Here is a 20843-nt window from a genome sequence, read left to right on the forward strand (position 1 = left end):
CCCAGCGTACGGGTTCTTCCTTACCCTTCGTACACCGCCGCGACGTCGTCCCGGCCGTGACCTGCGCTGATGGCCGCCTTCAGGCGTTCCTGCACTGCTTCCAGGAACGGCAAGTCCAGTTTGCCGTCGGCCAAGGTCAGGTCCACGTCCTTGAGTGCGAGGTCGACCGCGAAGCCTGCGGGATATTCGCGCTTCTCCATCAGATCGATCTTGGCGAAAGCGAAAGGCATTGCCAACGGCGTTGCTTGGAGCGTTGTGACCATCTCCTCGTGTGAGACACCCAAGGCATCGCACACTTTCAGGACATCGGCGATCGCCACCGTTGATGCTGCCAGCCACGTGTTCACGGCCAGTTTGAGGGCGCTGGCCTCCAGATCCCCGCCGACAACCCGCACTTCCTTGCCCAGCCGCTCCAGGACCGGGCGCGCAATGCCCACGGCGTTGTCCTGGCCTGAGACAAGCCACAGCAGCGCACCCTGGCTGGCTTGGGGTGTGCTTCCGGAGACCGGTGCATCGAGGAAGCCAATACCGTGGCTGGCCGCTGACTCCCGAAGGCTTTGGGCCATGACCGGTCCTACGGTGCTGACCTGGGCCCAGATGGCTTCCGGTCGCATGGCCTGAAGCATCTCTTCTGCAATGGACGCCACCGCGGGCCCGTCCCGCAGTACGGTCAGCACGACGTCGGCCTCCGCTGCCGCCTCCGCAACGGTGGGTGCGGCTGTGACTTTGTCCGACCCTGCGGCCACATCCTCCGCCCTCGATGCGGTTCGGTTCCACAAGCGAACGTCATAACCTCCCTCGGCCAAACGGACAGCCATGGCCCCTCCGAGGGCACCTGCACCTAGTACTGCAACAGTGGTCATAGCGATCTCCTTCAACAGGTCTTTTGTCCGGCGATGACCGCTTTAGATTACTGCTTCCGGCCACGGCAACCTGTTGTTCACCCCAGCGTCCCGGTGGGTTAATAGCCGGCACGTAACGTCGCGGAGGCCACATCACCGCACTCAACGGTTCACTACACGAATGATTGGACATCGCATGCCAGTACAAGCACTTACGCGGAAGCGGATAGCCGCCGCGGCAGGAGCCACTGCGTTAGCCGCTTCGGCTTTGACCGCCGGCCTGGTGGGGATGGGCGCGGGCCCCGCCGTCGCCGGTGAAAACCACGGCGGGACTGCAACGCCCATCAAGCACGTGGTGGTGATTTTCCAGGAGAACGTCTCTTTCGACCACTACTTCGCCACGTACCCCCAAGCCGCCAACGTCCCAGGCGAAACCCAGCAGGGCACCGGCGCGCCGGCCACGGCTTTCACGGCCGCCAAAAACACCCCCAAGGACATCAACACCTTGGCAAACGCCGGCCTGCTGGCGCCGAAGAACCCCAACTCGGTCCAACCTGCCCGTCTTTCACCCATGCAGGCTGTCACTTGCGACCAGGACCATGGGTACACAGCAGAGCAGAAAGCGTACAACGGCGGCGCAATGGACATGTTCGTCCCCTTCACCAGCCGCGATGCCTGCGGGACCAACCAATATGGCCGCCCCGGGCTCACCATGGATTACTACGACGGAAACACCGTCACGGGCATCTGGAACTACGCCCAGAACTACTCCATGAGTGACAACCACTTCAGCACCGTCTTTGGCCCGTCCACCCCCGGCGCGCTGAACCTGATTTCAGGACAAACCCACGGCGTCAAGGAATACACTCCGGCAGGGCAGCCCGTAGCTACCCCGGCCGGCGGGTCCAGCGCCGTTCGCCAACCGGATGCCACCGGCGTCGGCACCGTTATCAACGATCCCGATCCCGTCTATGACGACTGCTCCAACAGCAGCCACACCAACCCCAAGCCCGGCAACCTCGCCGGCATGACTGGCAAGAACATCGGTGACTTGCTCAACGCCAAGGGCACATCGTGGGGCTGGTTCCAGGGCGGTTTCGCCCCCACCACTGCCGCTACGGCAACTTCTCCGGCGTCGTGCCTGTCCACCCACACGAACGTTGCAGGCGCGAGCGTCGTCGACTACTCGCCGCACCACCAGCCGTTCCAGTACTACGCTTCCACGGCGAACCCGCACCACTTGGCCCCGGCATCCGTGGCCGAAATCGGCCACAACGGCCAAGCCAACCACCAGTACGACCTCACCGACTTCAACAAAGTGGTCAACACTGACAACCTGCCGGCTGTGTCGTTCCTCAAGGGAGGCATGTCCCAGGACGGGCATGCCGGTTACTCCGACCCGCTCGATGAACAAAAGTTCGTCACCAACACGGTGAACGCAATCCAGAAGTCCAAGAACTGGGAAGACACCGCGGTTGTGCTTGCCTACGATGATTCCGACGGCTGGTACGACCATGTCGCCGCCAAGGTGAAGAACTCCTCCAACACATCGGACGACGCCGCGTGGTGCCAAAGTGCCGCATCGGCCGGTGTCCCTATGGCGGGCAACTACGCTGACCGCTGTGGCCCCGGCCCCCGCCAGCCACTGGTAGTCATCTCCCCGTACTCGAAGAAGAACTTCGTGGACCACACCCAGACCGACCAGGCCTCCATTCTTCGATTCATCGAGGACAACTGGCACACTGGCCAGATTGGTGACGGCTCTGCCGACGCAACTGCCGGGTCAGTGAACGCGATGTTCAACTTCGACAAGGAGCGCAAGGACAAAGTCCTGCTGAACGAGCAGAGCGGCGCGGTTGTGTCCTCCACCAACTCCGGAGACGATCACAACGACGGAAACAACTCTGACAACCGTGGAAACCGGGACTCAAAGAACTAGGAAGTCCGCCCCACACTGCTGAGCTTCACGTCAGCTGCAGCACCTGCAAACGCCACCGGGTCAAGCACCCGGTGGCGTTTGCCGTACCCAGCGGTACGGCGTCGTCGTCGAGACTTTCACCAGTCCCGAACGCCCCAGAATGGGCCGGGAGAACTCGGTGGAATCGCTGTGGATGAACGTCTTTCCCATGCTGAGCGCTGACTGGGCGCGGCGGGCCGTCAGCGCTCGATAAATGCCACGTCCACGCCATGCCGGGCGCGTAGCCCCGCCCCAGATTCCGGCGAAGGTGGTGCCTTGAACCGGCTCCAAGCGTCCGGCGCTGACTATCCGGCCGTCCGCCTCTGCGATCCACAGCTCCATTCCGTCATCCAGCGAAAGTCGTCGCAGCAGCGCGCCAGCTATGTGGTCCGAGGTCGGATCGCCAAACACCTCGGCTTGCATCGCACACATGGCACGAACATCGGCCTCATCAGTCACCTGGCGCAGCGTCACGCCGTCGGGAAGGGCAACAGGGCGGCTAAGCAGCTCCGCTTGGCCGATCATGATCGATTCGGCCGGATCGGGGACGAATCCGTTCTCCTGCAGGGCCTCGGGCAAACCAGGAGCCCGGTCATGCCCTCGCGTTTTCCATTCCACGCGGGTGACGCCGGGGTCTGCCCTGTAGTACTCGATAGCGGCGGCGACCAGTTGACGAACAGCGTCAACGTCCGCGCCGCCCAGATCCCTATAGGTCACGAAGCCGTTCCCGCCCGCGAACGTGACAAGCAGGAGGGGCCCATGGACAGCGACGTTGATCGCACCAGACGCCTCTGCATCCGTTCGGAGTTGCTCGTCATAGGCGGCGAGCAGGCGCGCCTGGATGTCATTTTCGATCATCCGGCGAGCCTACTGGAAGCCGCGGGGACCGGCCATGAACCGACGATCATGGCCGGGTCTCCCCCGGCAGACGCTTCAGCAGTACGTCTCTAGGCGTTACTTAGCGGCGCAGAGCTGGCCGTACTTTGTTCCTGCGGCCTGGTAGGCGGCTGACAGGGTGCCCATCTTGTTCTCATCCGGGTTCGCTTTGGAGGCTTCATCGGAGTAGTCCACGATGGCCGTGACCACGGACTTCATCTCATCGGAAGCGACCGATTCGATGGGGCGTACGGCGTTTGCCACGCGCGCGGTGGCAGTCTTGCCGGAGTTGCTGGAAAGGCTGGATACGGCGACGCCTACGCGGTCACAGGTTTCCGCCGTGGTCAGCTGCGGTGCGGAGCAAGCGGAGGCCGTGGCAAGCAGCCCGGCAGCGATCAGGACAGTGGTGAGTTTCTTCATGATTCCCTCGATGGTCGACGTCCCTTAGATTCTAATCAGAGCCGGGGCAAGGGCACGCATCGGCCACTGTTCGAGTCACTGCGTCGCTGTCCTAGGCTTGGGCATATGGCGATCATCCACAAGGCAACCTTGTCCCCGTCCAAGCTCGAACTCATTGCCGGCTACCTGCCCGCGCAGCCCTGGTTCATCAAGGAAGGCACTGCCGAACTCGTGGGGGCCTACCGCTTTGATGATCCGGCCGGCGAGGTGGGCCTCGAGACGCACGTCGTCACCAGTGGCGGCCACTTCTACCAGATCCCCCTTAGCTACCGCGGGTACGAGCTGGCCGGAGCCGGTGATTGGCTCATCGGCACTATGGACCATTCAGTTTTGGGGAAGCGCTGGGTGTACGACGCCTGCGCAGATCCGATATATGTCAAAGCCCTCGCCGCGGCCATTCTCACAGGGCAGGGCGAGGCACTGCAGTACGTCGACGGCGAGCCCGAGCCACGGCCCAGCACGGTCACCGTGAAGGGAACCGGGACGCTCGACGGCGACCTTCCCCCCTTAAGCGCTTCGGCGCCGGTGTCAGGGCAGGATGTAACGATCATTGACGCAGGTACCTTCAGGCTGAAAGTCGCCCGGGTCCTCGATGCAACAGCGGACGTTACTGCCAACTCTGCGGCAGCAGCCGAGCCCCAGGGCGAGCTCGCGCTGAACGGCCGGTGGGCCGGCCTGGACAACCCCGTGGAACTGGCATCGATTCTTCCGGTCTGACAAGTTCACTGGGAAGAGCGCTGGCTTGTATCTGTTGAGGCCCCGACCTGTTGAAGGCCCATGCCTGTTGAAGGCCCCGGTCTGTTGAAGGCTCGGGCTCCGGCGTACGCTGGCAAACGGGGGCAACTTCTCGTGAGGGGTTTAACGATGAACAGAGTCCGGATGAACAAGATCAACGTCAAGAGGACGCAGGCCCAGATAGGCCGGGCCCAGAGCATCGTTCCGGCCGTCCAAGAGCTCGCACGCGAGTGGGTGGGACGTACCGCGGAGGGCTCCTCCGCGCAGGCTAATGCGGTGGTGCGGTGGGCGTTGACCCGGATCAACCACGCCGATGTTCCATCAGTGGTTTACGGAGTTGTCCTGACATTGACCGGCAAGAAGAAGGCGGCCAAGCAGGCTCAACGCACTGCCGCGAAGGCCGTGAAAGAAGCGACGGTGGCACTAAGCCGAAAGACTCGGATGGGGAACTCGCCCCGTAACAGTGCCCGTCGCGGAGGGTGGCTAGCCGCCGTCGCCGGGTTAATTGTTGGTGCTTCTGCTGTGTATGCCTGGCGAATGGTGATGCCGTCCGGAGAGCCTAAGCCGCGTTAGAGCGGGCTCAGGGGGACGGCTGTTCGCCGCGCCGACGAAGCCGACGTCGCAGCGAGGTCCCCGAGAAGAGCCAGTAAGCCCCGGCGCTGGCGAGGAGGAAGCCGAGTACGCCCAGAATGACCACTTGGGTAGCGATTCCCGCGATGACCAGGCCAAAACCGATAATGACTGCTAGCGCGCCGAGAATCCTCCGCGTTGTTGCACCCCGGGGGCGGCCGGACTGCAGCTCGAAGGCGAGTTCGGGATCCGAAGCAGCGAGATCCCGCTCCAACCTCTCAAGGGTCCTTCGTTCTTCCTCCGACAACGGCATCGGGTTTCCTCACTCACCACGCGAGCAGGGACGCAAACGTCGCGTCGGTGCATAAGCCAACAGCACGGGCGCTGCTTGCCGTGCTATGACTCCATTATCTGCTCCTTCCGTCCGTCTGGCCACAGGCAGTAGAGCGGAATCACGAACTCCCGCGCCTCACCCCTTACATAGGCTGCTAAGCATGCTTACGATTGAAAGACGCTCGCCAGCCACGCCGTCGGAACGCTAGGAGGGAAGATGGACCGAAAAAGCCTGGCCCGTCTGCAGGGCTCGTTCAACGTGGTGAATGGGCTGTGGCCCTCGGTTCACATGAGGAGCTTCGAAGCGATTTTTGGGCCTAAAAAAGATAAGTGGCTCGTCAGGACCGTCGCAGGGCTCATGGTCACCAACGGGGCAGCCCAAGCCCGTTCAGGCAGCTCGGAACACGGCCAAGCGCAGGCACGCCTGATTGGTATCGGTACGGCGGCGAAACTGGCTGCCGTGGACCTTATCTGCGCCCCACCGAGAAGAATCAGCAGGATGTACTTGCTGGATGCAGTCACTGAATTGGGCTGGATCTACCTGTGGCTCACCTCGCGAGAGGCGACCGGGAACACGGACAAAAAACACCCTACGGAAAGTTGAATCACTCCATGGCACAGCGCATCCCCCTCATAACAGCCACTGCCGTTGCTGTCCCCGAGGTTCCCAACACGTCCAAACGTGGTCCCGTACGCACGGCACTGCTGGTGGCCGTAGGACTCTTGTCCGGGGCTGCCTGCGTGATGTTTGCCATGCGGATGATGGTTCCTCCCGGAGAGCCCCGGCCTGCTGTGCGCCCGAGGTTGGAAAGGGATGGAGCATCCCCCGCCACGCCCGTCGCAAGTACCACCGGCGACGCCGCCCAACCGGAGGAACTCCTCGTCCCCAGCACGGAGCCCGTGGAGATTTCCATCAGGATGCGACCAGGTGAATGGACAGACGAGTCCTTGGTGACCAGCGTTGAGGACTACCGGCAGCAAGTAAGGGACATGGGCGCACCCGAATCCCAAATTCTCACCAAGGTGGACCGGACCGAGGGCGGTGGCGCAGTGGTTGTGGTGAGGTGGGACAGGACCTTGCCGTTGTAGCGGCAAGAGAAGTGGGCTACAACGTCTCGCCCGGCCGCGGCTTCCACACCACAACAGCCTGGGACCTCGCGCGGGGTCGCTGGCCGCGCGCCAAGCTGACGACGTCGCCTGCTGCTCCGGCCGCGAAGATGCGGGCGTCTATCGGGGACCGGCGGCGGGACAGTTCTTCCTGGAGTTCGGTCACCCGGTACTGCAGCGCCGCCACTTGGTTTTCGAGGTCGAGTATCCGCTTGATGCCCTCGAGTGAGACGCCGGACTGCGAGAGGCGCTGGACCTCCCGCAGCTTGTTGACATCATTCTGGGAGTAACGGCGGGACTTTCCGGGCGCACGGCTGGGCGAGACGATACCCAGCCGGTCGTACTGGCGCAACGTCTGCGGGTGCATGTCCGCAAGCTCAGCAGCCACGGAGATCACGAAGATCGGCTGATTGACGTCGATGCCCATAGCCTGCTCCCTATAACCGGGCCTTCGCGGCCAGGTCGCGACGCGGGTCGGCGTCGGTGGTTGCCGCGGCAAACGCCTTGACGGCTTCTTCCGCTTCTTTATTAAGGTTTTGAGGAACTGCGACGTCGATGGTCACCAGCAGGTCGCCGGTCGCCTTGGGAGTTTTCACGCCGCGACCCTTGACCCGCAGGGTACGGCCCGAAGGCGTTCCCGCCGGGACGCGCACCTTGACGGTGTCGCCGTCGAGCGTGGGCACCTCAATGGTCGCGCCGAGTGCGGCCTCGCCGAACGTGACCGGAACGTGGATCCTGATGTTGTCGCCGTCGCGCTGGAAGAATTCGTGCGGCTTGACGCTCACGGTGATGATGAGGTCACCGTTACCTGCGGGTCCGGCGTTGCCCTTGCCGCGCTGACGGACTTTCTGGCCGTCCTTGATTCCGGCCGGGATCTTGACGTCAATCACGTTGCCGTTGCTTTCGCGCAGGCTCACCGTGGTGCCATGGATGGAACCGGCAAAAGAGATGGACGTCGTCGCTGTCCGGTCGGAGCCCTTCTGCGGCGTCCGCTGGAATCCAGTCTGGCCTCCGCTGCCAAAGCCCCCTCCGAACAGGTCGGCAAACTCTGGAGGGAGGCCGCCACCGGCGGGCTGCCGGGCACCAGGCCCACCGCCGAACAGGCCACCGAACAAGTCCTCAAACCCGCCGTTGCCACCAGGGGTTCCGCGGCCACCGGCACCGGGGGCGAACCTTGCGCCGCCCATGGCACGGATGGCGTCATACTGCTGCCGATCCTCAGGGCTCGACAACACGGAGTACGCCTCCGAAATGTCCTTGAACTTCTTCTCGGCGGCAGCATCCCCGGCGTTGGTATCCGGATGGTACTGCCGTGCGAGCTTGCGGTAAGCCTTCTTGATATCCGCGTCGGACGCGTCCTTGGCAACACCAAGGATCGCGTAAAAATCCTTTTCAACCCAGTCCTGGCTGGCCAAGAGCGTTTCCTTTCGTCGGGGAACGAGATGGCAGTTCATGCCAATGTTTCAGCAGAGCTTCAGAAAAACACTGCCACAAACTGCCATCTCGCGGAGTGTTACGCGGGGACAGCCACAATCACTTGGGCTGCCCGCAGCACACGTTCGCCAGAGCGGTATCCGGAGCGCAACACCTGGCTGACGGTGTCAACCTGGATGTCCTCGCCGGGCTGCTGGATGAGCGCCTCATGGATGGTGGGGTCGAACTCGACGCCCGTTTCCGAGATACGCTCCAAGCCGTACGTCTTCAGCGCGTTCTCCAGCTTGGTGGCGATGGCGGCGAAGGGGCCGCCCTCGAGGTCACCGTGCTGGCGTGCAGCGTCGACGTCGTCCAGCACCGGGAGCAGGGAGTTCAGGACGCCGATGACGGCCATCTCCCCTGCGACGGCGCGGTCGCGTTCCACGCGCTTGCGGTAGTTGACGTACTCAGCCTGAAGGCGAAGGAGGTCGTTGCGGAGCTCCGCTGCCTGGGCTTCAGCCGCGGCCCCCGGTGCCACCGATTCCTCGGCCGGCACCTCTACCCCGTTGAGGATTTCCTCAGCCTGGGAGAGTGCGTCGCCATCCGTGGGAGCGGCATTGCCTTGGGCAGGAGCGCCAGCTTCGCTGTCCGGGTGGCGGGCCGCTCCGGTCTCCGGGTCAACCTTGCGGTTGTCCCGGATAACGGGCTTGCGCGGCTCGTTGCCCTCGGAGTGCTCTTCTTCGTTGCCGTGGTGAGGCATGGCTACTTCTTCGCTTCGTCTTCGTCGATGATTTCGGCGTCGACGATGTCCTCATCGGACGAACCTGCGCCTGCACCACCGGCGGGAGCGCCTGCGGCACCTGCACCCGGAGCGTCAGCTGCGGAGGCCTGCGAGTAGATGGCTTCGCCGAGCTTGGTCTGGGAAGCCTGCAGCTTCTCGAACGCGGTCTTCACAGCGGCGTCGTCAGTGCCTTCCAGCGCGGACTTGAGGGAGTCGACGTCGGCCTTGACCTCGGTCTTGACCTCTTCGGGCAGCTTGTCGTCGTTGTCGGCGATGAGCTTGTCCACGGAGTAAGCGAGCTGCTCTGCGGAGTTACGGGTGTCCGTAGCTTCGCGGCGGGCCTTGTCCTCTGCGGCGTGCTCTTCGGCTTCACGGACCATGCGGTCGATGTCGTCCTTGGACAGTGCGGTTCCACCGGTGATGGTCATGGACTGTTCCTTGCCGGTGCCCTTGTCCTTGGCGGAGACGTGCACGATGCCGTTGGCGTCGATGTCGAAGGTGACCTCGACCTGCGGGACACCACGCGGAGCCGGAGCGATACCGGTCAGTTCGAACGTGCCCAGCGGCTTGTTGTCGCGGGTGAATTCACGCTCGCCCTGGAAGACCTGGATGGCCACGGACGGCTGGTTGTCGTCAGCGGTGGTGAAGGTCTCGGAACGCTTGGTGGGGATCGCGGTGTTGCGCTCGATGAGGTGCGTCATGACGCCACCCTTGGTTTCGATGCCAAGGGACAGCGGGGTGACGTCAATGAGGAGGACGTCCTTGCGCTCACCCTTGAGGACACCGGCCTGCAGGGCAGCACCGACAGCCACAACTTCATCCGGGTTGACGCCCTTGTTGGGCTCCTTGCCGCCGGCGAGTTCCTTGACGAGCTCGGAAACGGCAGGCATGCGGGTGGAACCACCAACGAGCACGATGTGGTCGATATCGGAAACCTTGATGCCGGCTTCAGCGATGACGTCGTGGAACGGCTTCTTGGTGCGGTCCAGCAGGTCCTTAGTGAGGTCCTGGAACTTGGCACGGGTCAGCTGCTCATCCAAGTGGACCGGGCCGTCAGGGGTGACGGACAGGTACTGGAGGGAGATGTTGGTGCTGGTGGAGGAGGACAGTTCCTTCTTGGCCTGCTCCGCAGCTTCGCGCAGACGCTGGAGGGCAATCTTGTCCTTGGAAAGGTCGATGCCCTTGATCTTGAGCTGGCTCAGGAGCCACTCGACCACGCGGTTGTCCCAGTCGTCGCCACCGAGGCGGTTGTCACCTGCGGTTGCGCGGACCTGGATGGTGGAGAAGTTGTCTTCGTCCTTGCCTACCTCGAGGAGGGAGACGTCGAAGGTTCCACCACCGAGGTCGAAGACCAGGATGAGTTCGTCTTCCTTGCCCTTGTCCAGGCCGTAAGCCAGTGCAGCCGCGGTGGGCTCGTTGACGATGCGGAGCACGTTGAGGCCCGCGATTTCGCCGGCTTCCTTGGTGGACTGGCGCTCGGCGTCGTTGAAGTAGGCCGGAACGGTGATCACGGCGTCGGTGACCTTTTCGCCCAAGTAGCTCTCGGCGTCGTTCTTGAGCTTCATGAGGATACGCGCGGAGATTTCCTGCGGCGTGTACTTCTTGTCATCGACGGCGACGGTCCAGTCGGTGCCCATGTGGCGCTTGACTGAAGCGATGGTGCGGTCGATGTTGTTGACGGCCTGGCGCTTGGCGATCTCGCCAACCAGGACTTCACCGGACTTGGAGAACGCAACGACCGACGGCGTGGTGCGGCCGCCTTCTGCGTTGGCGATGACGGTGGGCTCGCCACCTTCGAGAACTGCGACCACGGAGTTGGTGGTCCCGAGGTCGATACCTACTGCACGTGACATATCTTGTTTCCTTTCAATGGCCGATGTTGGCGATTGCGCTCGACGGCGGTCCGCTGGGCGGATGATCATCGGGAGCCCACTCAACAATCGGCTAGTTGAGCGTTCTGGACTCAACTGTACTCAGGCTGAAGCCAAAGTCAATCCAAAGTTGAGTCATGTACGCTCAACTTTGCTTTCCGCGGTCCATAATCCCGCGGAAACACGGCGATTTGGGTTTTGTTTCGCCTACGGTGAACTCGGATAACCGCCTACTCAATGACCCTCGCGGAGCCCAGCCAGTCCTTGAAGCATGCTCAAATGATGCTCGAACAACTCTTCCCGAGCGATGAAAGTGTCCGCTCCGTACTGGCCGAAGACTTCAAAGCTGACAGCCCCGAACAACGAGGTCCACACCAGCACACCGCGCGCCAGGAATTCATCGTCGGCAGCAAGGCCGAGCTCCGCCCGCACGGCCTCCATATCTGCGGCGAGGCCGGATGGAATCACGACGGCGGGACCCTGCTGGGGTGCCAGCGCGCCCGACCGGTAGGCGGCGTCGAGGATGCCAACAAGGCGGAGGATGACCCGGGTCCCTGGCACCGTGGTGCGCTCCCCTGGCGCTTGGTAGCCGGGCACGGGACTGCCGAAAAGCAAGGCGTAGCTGGCCGGCTCGCGCAGGGCCCAAGCACGGACCGCCAGGCCCAGCGCTTTGAATCGACCCGCGTAGTCAGTTTCGGCAATCGCGTCAACGGCAGCATCCACATGGTCGCCGAGCTCGTTGTAGCCATCGATCAGCAAGAGCGTCAGGAGCTCGTCCCGGCTCTCCACGTAGCGGTAGACCGCCGAAGAAACCACGCCCACATCACGGGCCACGGCACGAAGGGAAAGCGCGGCCGCACCGTGCCGGGCCAAATGTTCGCGGCCAAGCCGAACGATGTCCGCGATCATCTGGGAACGCGCCCGCTCGCGCGGGGTGGCGAGCTTGGCTTTCGAATCAGCGATCGTCATCCATCCAGCCTGCCGAGAACCGAGAGCAGTGTCAACAAAGGAGAGCACTGCTCTTGACTTTCGAGCGACCCGGAGCCATTCTAATTTCAGAGAGCAGTGCTCTCGCAACGATCATCCCTTAGGAAGGCCACACCATGTACGTCGTCACCGGAGCAGGGCCAGTCGGATACACCGTCGCCGAGCAGTTGGCACAGCAAGGACACGAGGTGCGCGTGCTGACGCGCTCCGGCAGCGGACCTGATCATCCTTTGATCCAGAGGATGCGGGTTGACGCCTCCGACCCGTCGCAGTTGGCACCAGCACTGGAAGGGGCCACTGCCGTGTTTCACTCCATCCACGGCTCCGCCTACCGCGCAGCAGCCTGGCGTGCCGAACTCCCCCGGGCCGAACAAGTGGTGATGACGGCAGCCAAGGCTGCGGGCGCCGTCGTCGTTTTCCCGGAAAGCCTGTACTCCTATAGCGAGCCTGATCACGTGATGAAAGAGACAAGCCCGCGCGAAGCAACAGGAGGCAAACGTGGCATCCGGACCGAACTGCTGAAAGCGCGCGAAGCGCACGCTGCGGACACCGTGAGCGTAGTGGCGGGTGACTTCTTTGGGCCGTACGTGAGGATGGCCCATGCCGGCGAGCGCATGGTGCCGTTGATCTTGAGGGGAAAGACCGTCCAAGTGCTCGCCCATGCAGACCAACCTCACTCGTTCACCTATGTCCCTGACTTGGCTGCCGCCATGATCGCCGCAGCTCAACGGCCAGGGCTCTGGAACTCGGTGCTTCATGCCCCTACCGGGCCCGCGGTAACCCAACGTGAAATGGCTGCGGCGTACGCGCAGGCAGCCGGCGTATCCGCCCCGAAGGTGTCGGCGGTGCCGGCTTGGGCACTGCGGGGGCTCGGCCTCTTCTCCACCGACATGCGGGAACTCGCTGAGATGCTCTATCAGTTCGAGCGCCCGTTCGTCATGGACTCCACCGAAAGCCAGCGACTCCTGGGTCAGGAACCCACCCCGCTGGCGGAAGCGGCCGCTGCCACTGTGGCGTGGTGGCAGGAAACGTTGGAGCGTTTTCCTGCCGAGCGCTGACATGAAATGATCAACCATGCGTCCGATGCAGCACTCCAGCAAACTCCAGAACGTCCGCTATGAACTCCGTGGGCCCATCCTCCAGGCGGCGAAGGCCATGGAGGCCGAGGGGCACCGCATCCTCAAAATGAACCTCGGGGACACTGCTCCCTTCGGATTGGAGGCACCGGAGTCGGTGGTGGTGGACATGATCCATCACCTTCGCGGCGCACAGGGGTACAGCGATTCGAAGGGTATCTTCTCTGCCCGCACCGCCATTTCGCAGTACTACCAAACGCGCGGACTCATGAGCATCGGCGTCGAAGACGTGTTTGTGGGCAACGGGGTCAGCGAACTGATTTCCATGACCCTCCAGGCCTTCATGGAGAACGGGGACGAAATCCTCATCCCCGCCCCGGACTATCCACTGTGGACAGCGGCGGTGACGCTCACCGGCGGGCAGCCCGTGCACTACCTCTGCGATGAGGAACAGAACTGGTGGCCGGACATGGCCGACGTCGAAGCGAAGATCACCCCGCGTACGCGCGGCATCGTGATCATCAATCCAAACAATCCCACCGGCGCCGTGTACCCGCAGCACATCCTGGAGCAGTTCGCCGCCCTTGCACGGAAGCACGATCTGGTCCTGTTCTCCGATGAGATCTACGAAAAAATCCGCTACGTCGACGCACCCCATATTCACACCGCAGCCGTGGCCCCTGACGTGTGCGTACTGACATTCAGTGGCCTGTCCAAGGCATACCGGATGCCCGGATACCGGGCAGGATGGGTTGCCGTGACGGGGCCATTTGCTGCTACGGCTGCCTACCGGGAGTCCCTGGAGTTGCTGGCTTCGCTGAGGTTGTGTGCCAACGTCCCGGCCCAGCATGCCATCCAGACTTGCCTTGGTGGTTACCAAAGCATCGAGGCCCTCATCCGTCCGGGTGGCCGCCTGCGCGAGCAGCGGGACCTGGCGTGGAAGTTGCTGACCGCCATCCCGGGTGTCTCTTGCGTGCCGGCGGCGGGGGCAATGTACCTGTTCCCCAAGTTGGACCCGGAGATCTACCCGATCGAGAGCGATGAGAAGTTCGTCCTTCAACTCCTCCAGGAACAGAAAATCCTGGTCTCCCATGGCACCGCGTTCAACTGGCCGACGCCGGACCATTTCAGGTTCGTGATCCTGCCCGCCGTGGGCGACATCGAGGAGGCCGTCCGCAGGATCGACCACTTCTTGGCGGCGTACCGCAGCCGGTCCAAAGAGGCTGCTGCCGTAGCGTCCTGACCCTCTTCACGGCGCGGGTGCCGTGGCCGCTTGGCGCCGAAGGCGGGCTACCAGGGTGGCGGCGAGTAACGCCGTCGTGATTTCCACACCGATCACCAGCAACAGCCCGGTCGCGCCAGCGGTATCCGAGGTGCCGCCAGCACCGGTAAAGGTCGACGCCGGCCTTCCGCCGTGGACGTGTCCACCGCCGGCGGCGCCCAGCAGCAGGAACGCATGAAGCCCCACCATGACGACGGCGGCGGCGGTCACCTGGTGCAGGGCGCCGACCCGGCACTGCCGCCAAATATGTACTGTGCACGGGATGCACACAGCCGCCAATCCGACCATGAGAATGGCCAACCATGCATCGTGGTGGCCGGAGGCCGCGAGCCATAGGTGCACCATGCATGAAACGGCGGTGAGCGCCGCACAGATCCGGGTGTGCAGGACGGGTCCGGCTGAACGGACCCGCCCCGCGAAGGCTGTCAACTTGTCATTCCATGGTCGCGTCAGTGGCAGTGGCCCGCGGCACCGGAGCCGGCAGCGTCACCGGAACCCGCAGCGTTGTGACAACTTGAAGCCGATGTGTTGGCTGGGACGTCCAAGACGGGGCTGCGATCGAAGAAACCTTCCGGGCGTAGCTTGAAGCCCACGGTGTCAACGGGCATGATCGGCCAGTCCTCCACGCGCGGGAAGTGGGTCAGGCCGAAGGTATGCCACACCACGATGTCCTGGCCGTCAATGTCGCGATCCTGCGCGACGTAGGCCGGCAGGCCCGCGCCACCGGCGTGTTGGTTCACGAAGTCCCCGGTGGGGTACCTTTCCCCGTCCGCATACCGGGTGACCCACAGATCCCTGGTGGCGAAAGCCGCTCGCTTGGCAATGGAAGAACCGGGGTCGGCCAAGAGCGTGGGTTGGTTATGGGCGTGCAGCTTGTACCCAACCGGTTCGCCCAAACGATTACGGGATTCCGGGTTGGAGATGATCCACGTCCGGCCCGCACGCGCATCGGCTTCGCGGACGGCCTCCGATTCCCGGGCCAGGACAGTGCGCTTGCGGGAAAAGGCATTGCCGCGCTCGTTGCCCGGCCCCATTGCCTGGCGGACCACATCTTCTTCCTCCACCCGGTTGGTAAACCCGTCAATCGCCATGTCCAAGCGTGCACTGAACAAGTGCTGGTGGAACGGGGCACCCAAGCCGGGGGCCAGCTGGGAGATGTTGTCGGAGCCGCCTTCCGGGAAGGCGCTGGTGAAGACGACGCCGGTGGCCTTGGCCTCGAACTCGATGGTCCCGTCCAGGTACAGGTACCAGTAGAAGCCATAGTCATAATTGCCGATAGTGGTGAAGAAGGAGATCACAAGACGCCGGTTACGGCGGGTGTAGTTGATGCCCGTCCAGAGATCCGAATGCTTGGAGAGGATGCCCCAGTCTTCCTCGTGCATGCAGATGCCGTTACGGATCTCGCGCGGATTACCGAATGCATCGCTGATCACGGGGCTGAGGTAGGTGATGTCGCCCAGGCAGTCGCACCCGAGCTCCAGGGAATTGGCGTACTGCCCCACCAGGTATTCGCCGGTATCGAAGTAGTTTTGCCAGGACCGGATGGGCGAGGGATCGCCGTAAGGAACCACCATTTCGGCGATCGAAGCACGGTTGATGATGGGGCGGAGCCGCTCGCCGTCCCGGAAAGCAAGGTTGTGGAGGACAACTCCCTCGCGCACGTCGAAACCGACATCCAGGCTCCACTTCTCCCACTCCACGTGATTCCCGCCGGTCACGGTGAAGCTCGGGCCTTCGGGCTGGGTGATGCTGATCGGCTTCTGCGTTTCCCGCAGCGGTCCAGTCAATTCCGGGTCCGTGTAATTGCCATGCTCGGCGGGAATCGGCATCACCTCAAGATCAATGACCTGGGTGACTACCTTGCCGACAACATCCACGTACGCCACCAACCCATCCACCGGATGCGCCCAAGCACTGTCTTCCGGGAAATCCTGTACAAAAGCCAGTCCCCGCAGGATCCGGCGGCCCCGCTCGTCGTCGTACTCAAAGACGCCGGCCGAGAGGGGCGCTACCCGGACCTTTTCCACGTCCAGCCCACGCGCATCCAAAGCCGCCAACCAGCGCTCATCGGTAGCCAACAGCGTTTCAACCACCTCGAATTCCTCCTCAAGCACGGGAAGCTCGCCGGAGACCTTGGTGTCCAGCTCAAGGGCGGACAGGACCTCTCCCCTTGTGACCGAAACCAGCACATCCGCAGGAGCACCGCCGGAGATGTCGTGGATGAAGACACGGTACCGCCGGTCTTCGACCGAAGATCCGCGCGAAGGATCCACCAAACCCAAGTAAGCGATCCGCTTTTCGGGGCCGAGGTGACCCGCGGTTTGCAGGATGGCCTGGACCTGGGAGATCTCGGCTCCCGTGGCCAGGCTGTACTGGCTTGCTGTCTGAGTGGTGGTGGGCGTCATGGTGGCCTCTTTTTCCGGGACCGCGAAGGGTCAGGATTTATTTTCTATTGCTGTAGAGAATAACCAAAACGTAAGATGAGCCACAAGACCTGTCCGCCGATTTTTTCCTGGAGCCCTGCACCGTGCCAAAGATTGTCGACCACGATCAACGACGCCTGGAACTGGTCGATGCCACATGGCGCATCATCGCAAGACTCGGCATCGAGGGCGCCACCATGCGGGAAATCGCGGAGGAGGCAGGGTTCGCCAACGGAGCCTTGAAGCCCTACTTCCCCACCAAGGACGAACTGCTGACCTCTGCATTCGGGCACGTTTTCAACCGGACCAACCAGCGCATCGCCACCGTCACGGACGGTCTTTCAGGCGTGGCAGCCTTGCGGGCATTCTGCTCGGAGGTGCTTCCCCTGGACGAAGAACGCGTCAACGAGGCACGCATTGTGATCCCGTTCTGGCAGAAGGCACTCAATGATCCGGACATGGCCGCCCTGCATAGCCGGTCCATGCGGCTGTGGCACGCCACCATTGCCGGTCATGCCGCAGCAGCCCGGGCGGCCGGAGAGATCGCCACCCCGGTGGGGGACGCCGCCGTCGCCGATCATCTGCTGAATATGATGCTGGGCGCACAAATCGTCGCCGCGCTGTCCCCGGACGAGCACTTTTCCCGGGATTTGGCAGGCCAGCTGGACAACTACCTCAGGCTGCTGGCGGCTTAGGAGTAGCTAGCTCGCGGCGCCGGAAGCAACAACTCCCACGCCAAGTCCGGCAATGATGCCACTGCTGGTGCGCTCGACGACGGTACTCACCTTGGGACGCTTGAGCCAGCGCATCGCCTTGAAAGCGATGACGGCGATCATCGTGAGATAGGCAAAGGCCACCACGGCCTCAACCGCTCCCAGCAGGAGTGAGTTCACCAAAGTGTCGCCACCGTGGGGAACGAACTGGGGTACCACCGCCAAATAGAACAGGCCGACCTTCGGGTTGAGCAACGTTGAGAACGCTCCTGCGCCGAAGGCAGACAGCCGACTGTACGCGAGGGGAGCATCTTTGCCGGAGTCCTCACTGCCTACCGCTGCTTTTGCCGCCCTCCGGGTTTTGATCAGGGAGGACAGGCCCAGGTACAGCAAATAAAGGCCGCCTGCGATCTTGACCCAACGGAAAAGCTCCGCCGACTGCTCCAGGACAGCGGCCAGGCCCAGGCCCACCAAGGCCGCCCACACAATGGCCGCACCGGCCGAGCCCGCTGCCGCCGCAACCCCCGCGCTTGGTCTGTTCAACGCGATACGCAGCACAAGGAACGTGTCCGGCCCGGGCGTCACCGAGAGGACCAGGCAAAGGCCGGCGAAGGCTGCAAGGGAGGCAAGAGTCACAGGGTCGATTATGCGGCAGGACCGCCGGGGAAGAAACCCTTCGCTTCCGGTCAAGGGCTGTTCGTTCAACGACAAGCTTCTCCGCGTGATGCCGACCACACTTGAAACATCGCCGCGCGCCTGACTGGCCGCCAAGACTCACTACCGAGCGGAGTTCCCATGGAGACTTACGACGCCCTGCTGGCATCGATCACCCCAGCAACCGACCAGAACAGCCGCACCATCTTTGACCCTGCCACTGGCGAGGCTGTTGGCGAAGCGCCCGTACACACCGTCGAGGACCTTCAATCTGCCATCGACGCCGCCATTGCAGCGCAACCTGCATGGGCTGCCTTGGGCCACGACGCAAGGTCCGCCGCGCTGATGAAGGCAGCCGACGCCGTCGAACGTTCCGCGGAGGAACTGGCCCGCCTGCTCTCGCGCGAACAAGGCAAACCGCTCAATGGCCCCAACGCCCGCTTCGAAGTGGGCGCATGCGCAGCGTGGCTCCGCGCCACAGCCGCCACGGCCTTGGATCCCGAAACCGTGGTGGACGACGGCGAAACCCGCGCAGAACTGCACTACCGGCCCATCGGCGTCGTCGGCGCGATCGGGCCGTGGAATTGGCCCATGATGATCACCGTCTGGCAGATTGCACCCGCGCTGCGCATGGGTAACGCCGTGGTGGTCAAGCCGTCCGAATACACTCCCCTGTCCGTGCTGGCACTGGCCGCGATCATCAACCAAGAGTTGCCCGAAGGCCTGCTGACCGTGGTGTCCGGCGGGCGCGACGTCGGTGAAGCACTGGCCTCCCACGACGCAATCGGCAAGGTCATGTTCACCGGCTCCACTGCAACGGGCAAGGCGATCATCCGTTCCTCGGCGGACACCGTCAAACGCCTCACTTTGGAACTCGGCGGCAACGACGCCGGCATCGTCCTGCCCGGCTCCGATCCCAAAGCCATTGCCGAGGGGTTGTTCTGGGGAGCGTTCATCAACACGGGCCAAACCTGCGCTGCACTCAAACGCCTCTACGTCCACGAGTCCCAATACGACGCCGTATGCACCGAACTCGCCGCTGTCGCTGCTGCGATGCCCATGGGCAACGGCTTGGATGAAGCGAACGTTCTTGGTCCGTTGCAGAACCGTCAGCAGTACGAGATCGTCGCCCGGCTGGTTGAGGCGGCCCGCGACTCCGGCGCCAGGATCCTCATGGGCGGCAACCCGGACGCCGATCAGCCCGGCAACTTCTACCCCACCACGCTGGTGGCGGACATCGACAACGACAACCCGTTGGTGGCCGAGGAACAGTTCGGGCCGGCCCTGCCGATCATCAAGTACAGCACCGTTGACGAGGCCGTCGCCAAAGCCAACGCGCTCGACGTCGGACTCGGCGCCTCGGTCTGGTCCTCGGACCTGAACGCTGCCCGCGACGTCGCTTCCCGCATCCAAGCCGGGACCGTGTGGATCAACAAGCATGGCGCCGTGGACCCGCGCATTCCCTTCGGCGGCGCCAAGCAGTCCGGCTACGGACTGGAGTTCGGCGCCGAAGGCCTCAAAGCCCTCGGCGTCCCACAGATCATCAACGGCTGATTCCGTAGTCTTCGCACCCAACTACGGGACAGATAACGTCGCAATGAGCCCTCATAGCGGCGTTAGCTGTCCCCTAGTTGGGCGATCTGCGCCGAGGGGGGTCACAGGATGGACGCGTTTGGGTTGCCGCGCACACGCCGTGAAATTATGAGCAGCATGTCCCAGAAGATTGCGTACCAAGGAGAGCCGGGAGCCAATTCGGATCTCGCGTGCAAGGAGATGTTCCCCGAACTCGAAAGCGTGCCTTGCGCAAGCTTCGAGGATGCATTCGAACTCGTCTCCACCGGCGATGTGGATCTGGCGATGATCCCCATCGAGAACTCGATCGCAGGTCGCGTTGCGGACATCCACGTCCTGCTGCCGAAGTCCAAACTGCAGATCGTCGGCGAGTACTTCCTACCCATCCGTTTTGACCTTCTGGGGATCCCCGGAAGCACCATCGAGGGTGCCACCGAAGTGCACAGCCACATTCACGCCCTCGGCCAATGCCGCAGGATCATCCGCGAGGCCGGGCTCAAGCCCGTCATCGCAGGCGACACGGCAGGCTCGGCCCGAGAGGTGCGGGACTGGAACGACCCCCGCAAGTTATCCTTGGCTCCGCCGCTTGCAGCAGGACTTTACGGGCTCGACGTCCTGGCGTCCGGCGTCGAGGATGACCCAAGCAACACCACCCGATTCGTGGTGTTGGCCCGGGAACTGGAGCTTCCCACCAAGGAGGAGCTCCCGGGCCCGGCCATCACTACGTTCGTGTTCCGGGTACGGAATGTACCCTCGGCCCTGTACAAAGCACTGGGAGGCTTTGCGACCAACGGCCTGAACATGACGCGGCTGGAAAGCTACATGGTGGGCGACGAGTTTGCGGCCACCATGTTCATCTCCGATGTCGAAGGCCACCCCGAGGAACCGCGCCTCCGGCGGGCGTTGGAAGAGCTCGAATTCTTTACCACTGAGGTCCGTGTTCTGGGAGTCTATGCAGCGGACAGCTTCCGTGAACGGAACACCGTCAGCGCCTGAACATTGCGGCTGGGCTGCTGGCTTCAAAAATGGGTGGGTTCCTCCACCAATGCGGTGGCGATGCTGTCGGCGTCGTCCAGTGCTGCCAAGTAGCGTTCGGCGTCAAGGGCGGCGGCGCAACCGCTGCCCGCGGCAGTGATCGCCTGGCGGTAGCGGTGGTCGACGGCGTCTCCGCAGGCGAAAACGCCGCTGAGGT

At 63.2% G+C, this 20843-nt stretch carries 22 protein-coding genes and 1 pseudogene; 10 read left to right on the forward strand and 13 right to left on the reverse strand.

Annotation, left to right across the window (positions count from 1 at the left end; all coding sequences use genetic code 11):
• Nucleotides 1-20: 20 nt before the first annotated feature.
• On the reverse strand, nt 21-881 hold the full coding sequence (locus tag QRN04_RS05590; RefSeq protein WP_350224920.1) for an NAD(P)-dependent oxidoreductase: 861 nt from the start codon (nt 879-881) through the stop codon (nt 21-23).
• 157 nt (nt 882-1038) lie between these two features.
• On the opposite strand from QRN04_RS05590, the gene QRN04_RS05595 reads away from it, so the two are divergent.
• Nucleotides 1039-2781 (forward strand): phospholipase C, encoded by a 1743-nt coding sequence (locus tag QRN04_RS05595; RefSeq protein ID WP_284975168.1) that lies wholly within the window; start codon nt 1039-1041, stop codon nt 2779-2781.
• A gap of 60 nt (nt 2782-2841) precedes the next feature.
• Here the strand turns inward: QRN04_RS05595 and QRN04_RS05600 are convergent, their stop codons facing one another.
• Together QRN04_RS05600 and QRN04_RS05605 are read right to left on the reverse strand one after the other, a co-directional pair.
• A complete protein-coding gene (locus QRN04_RS05600) occupies nt 2842-3657 on the reverse strand; it encodes a GNAT family N-acetyltransferase (RefSeq protein WP_284975169.1) in 816 nt (271 codons plus the stop codon).
• Nucleotides 3658-3753: 96 nt separating this feature from the next.
• The gene (locus QRN04_RS05605; RefSeq protein ID WP_284975170.1) at nt 3754-4095 is read right to left on the reverse strand and encodes a hypothetical protein; all 342 of its coding nucleotides are present in this window, start codon (nt 4093-4095) and stop codon (nt 3754-3756) included.
• Between the two features lie 105 nt (nt 4096-4200).
• Between QRN04_RS05605 and QRN04_RS05610 the strand changes: the two genes are divergently transcribed.
• Nucleotides 4201-4851 (forward strand): CG0192-related protein, encoded by a 651-nt coding sequence (locus tag QRN04_RS05610; RefSeq protein WP_284975171.1) that lies wholly within the window; start codon nt 4201-4203, stop codon nt 4849-4851.
• A gap of 162 nt (nt 4852-5013) precedes the next feature.
• A complete protein-coding gene (locus QRN04_RS05615; protein WP_284975172.1) occupies nt 5014-5442 on the forward strand; it encodes a hypothetical protein in 429 nt (142 codons plus the stop codon).
• Between the two features lie 7 nt (nt 5443-5449).
• Here QRN04_RS05615 and QRN04_RS05620 read toward each other — a convergent pair whose 3' ends face one another.
• A complete protein-coding gene (locus tag QRN04_RS05620) occupies nt 5450-5752 on the reverse strand; it encodes a DUF3040 domain-containing protein (RefSeq protein WP_284975173.1) in 303 nt (100 codons plus the stop codon).
• Nucleotides 5753-5989: 237 nt separating this feature from the next.
• Here QRN04_RS05620 and QRN04_RS05625 point away from each other — a divergent pair, with 237 nt between their 5' ends.
• On the forward strand, nt 5990-6376 hold the full coding sequence (locus tag QRN04_RS05625) for a hypothetical protein (RefSeq protein ID WP_284975174.1): 387 nt from the start codon (nt 5990-5992) through the stop codon (nt 6374-6376).
• Between the two features lie 8 nt (nt 6377-6384).
• A complete protein-coding gene (locus QRN04_RS05630) occupies nt 6385-6861 on the forward strand; it encodes a hypothetical protein (protein WP_284975175.1) in 477 nt (158 codons plus the stop codon).
• 16 nt (nt 6862-6877) lie between these two features.
• Here the strand turns inward: QRN04_RS05630 and QRN04_RS05635 are convergent, their stop codons facing one another.
• The 5 genes from QRN04_RS05635 to QRN04_RS05655 form a co-directional block, all read right to left on the reverse strand.
• Nucleotides 6878-7306, reverse strand: a complete 429-nt coding sequence (locus QRN04_RS05635; RefSeq protein WP_284975176.1) for a heat shock protein transcriptional repressor HspR — start codon at nt 7304-7306, stop codon at nt 6878-6880.
• A gap of 10 nt (nt 7307-7316) precedes the next feature.
• Entirely contained in the window at nt 7317-8294 is a 978-nt protein-coding gene (locus tag QRN04_RS05640) for a DnaJ C-terminal domain-containing protein (RefSeq protein ID WP_284975177.1), read from the reverse strand.
• Between the two features lie 98 nt (nt 8295-8392).
• The gene (locus tag QRN04_RS05645) at nt 8393-9052 is read right to left on the reverse strand and encodes a nucleotide exchange factor GrpE (RefSeq protein ID WP_284975178.1); all 660 of its coding nucleotides are present in this window, start codon (nt 9050-9052) and stop codon (nt 8393-8395) included.
• A 2-nt stretch (nt 9053-9054) separates the two neighbouring features.
• On the reverse strand, nt 9055-10926 hold the full coding sequence (dnaK, locus tag QRN04_RS05650) for a molecular chaperone DnaK (RefSeq protein ID WP_284975179.1): 1872 nt from the start codon (nt 10924-10926) through the stop codon (nt 9055-9057).
• A gap of 252 nt (nt 10927-11178) precedes the next feature.
• Nucleotides 11179-11913 carry a TetR/AcrR family transcriptional regulator gene (locus QRN04_RS05655; RefSeq protein ID WP_284975180.1) on the reverse strand — a complete coding sequence of 245 codons (735 nt, stop codon included), beginning with the start codon at nt 11911-11913 and terminating at the stop codon, nt 11179-11181.
• A gap of 134 nt (nt 11914-12047) precedes the next feature.
• Between QRN04_RS05655 and QRN04_RS05660 the strand changes: the two genes are divergently transcribed.
• Nucleotides 12048-12989, forward strand: coding sequence for an NAD-dependent epimerase/dehydratase family protein (locus QRN04_RS05660; RefSeq protein WP_284975181.1), 942 nt, complete (start codon nt 12048-12050; stop codon nt 12987-12989).
• 16 nt (nt 12990-13005) lie between these two features.
• Entirely contained in the window at nt 13006-14250 is a 1245-nt protein-coding gene (locus QRN04_RS05665; protein WP_284975182.1) for a pyridoxal phosphate-dependent aminotransferase, read from the forward strand.
• Nucleotides 14251-14256: 6 nt separating this feature from the next.
• On the opposite strand, the gene QRN04_RS05670 is transcribed toward QRN04_RS05665, so the two are convergent.
• Both QRN04_RS05670 and QRN04_RS05675 read right to left on the reverse strand, forming a co-directional pair.
• Nucleotides 14257-14718 (reverse strand): hypothetical protein, encoded by a 462-nt coding sequence (locus tag QRN04_RS05670; RefSeq protein ID WP_284975183.1) that lies wholly within the window; start codon nt 14716-14718, stop codon nt 14257-14259.
• Between the two features lie 20 nt (nt 14719-14738).
• Nucleotides 14739-16694, reverse strand: coding sequence for a primary-amine oxidase (locus QRN04_RS05675; protein ID WP_284975184.1), 1956 nt, complete (start codon nt 16692-16694; stop codon nt 14739-14741).
• Between the two features lie 122 nt (nt 16695-16816).
• Here QRN04_RS05675 and QRN04_RS05680 point away from each other — a divergent pair, with 122 nt between their 5' ends.
• Nucleotides 16817-17407, forward strand: a complete 591-nt coding sequence (locus QRN04_RS05680) for a TetR/AcrR family transcriptional regulator (protein ID WP_284975185.1) — start codon at nt 16817-16819, stop codon at nt 17405-17407.
• Between the two features lie 6 nt (nt 17408-17413).
• Here QRN04_RS05680 and QRN04_RS05685 read toward each other — a convergent pair whose 3' ends face one another.
• Nucleotides 17414-18061: a LysE family translocator gene (locus QRN04_RS05685; protein WP_284975186.1), complete on the reverse strand. Its 648-nt coding sequence runs from the start codon at nt 18059-18061 to the stop codon at nt 17414-17416.
• A gap of 159 nt (nt 18062-18220) precedes the next feature.
• Here QRN04_RS05685 and QRN04_RS05690 point away from each other — a divergent pair, with 159 nt between their 5' ends.
• Together QRN04_RS05690 and QRN04_RS05695 are read left to right on the forward strand one after the other, a co-directional pair.
• Nucleotides 18221-19633 carry an aldehyde dehydrogenase family protein gene (locus QRN04_RS05690; RefSeq protein ID WP_284975187.1) on the forward strand — a complete coding sequence of 471 codons (1413 nt, stop codon included), beginning with the start codon at nt 18221-18223 and terminating at the stop codon, nt 19631-19633.
• Nucleotides 19634-19789: 156 nt separating this feature from the next.
• The gene (locus QRN04_RS05695; RefSeq protein ID WP_284975188.1) at nt 19790-20647 is read left to right on the forward strand and encodes a prephenate dehydratase; all 858 of its coding nucleotides are present in this window, start codon (nt 19790-19792) and stop codon (nt 20645-20647) included.
• A 23-nt stretch (nt 20648-20670) separates the two neighbouring features.
• On the opposite strand, the pseudogene QRN04_RS05700 reads toward QRN04_RS05695, so the two are convergent.
• Nucleotides 20671-20843: pseudogene (locus QRN04_RS05700) on the reverse strand (thioredoxin-disulfide reductase); the annotation flags it as partial.

The organism is Arthrobacter sp. efr-133-TYG-104, from assembly GCF_030208915.1.
Classification (GTDB): domain Bacteria; phylum Actinomycetota; class Actinomycetes; order Actinomycetales; family Micrococcaceae; genus Arthrobacter.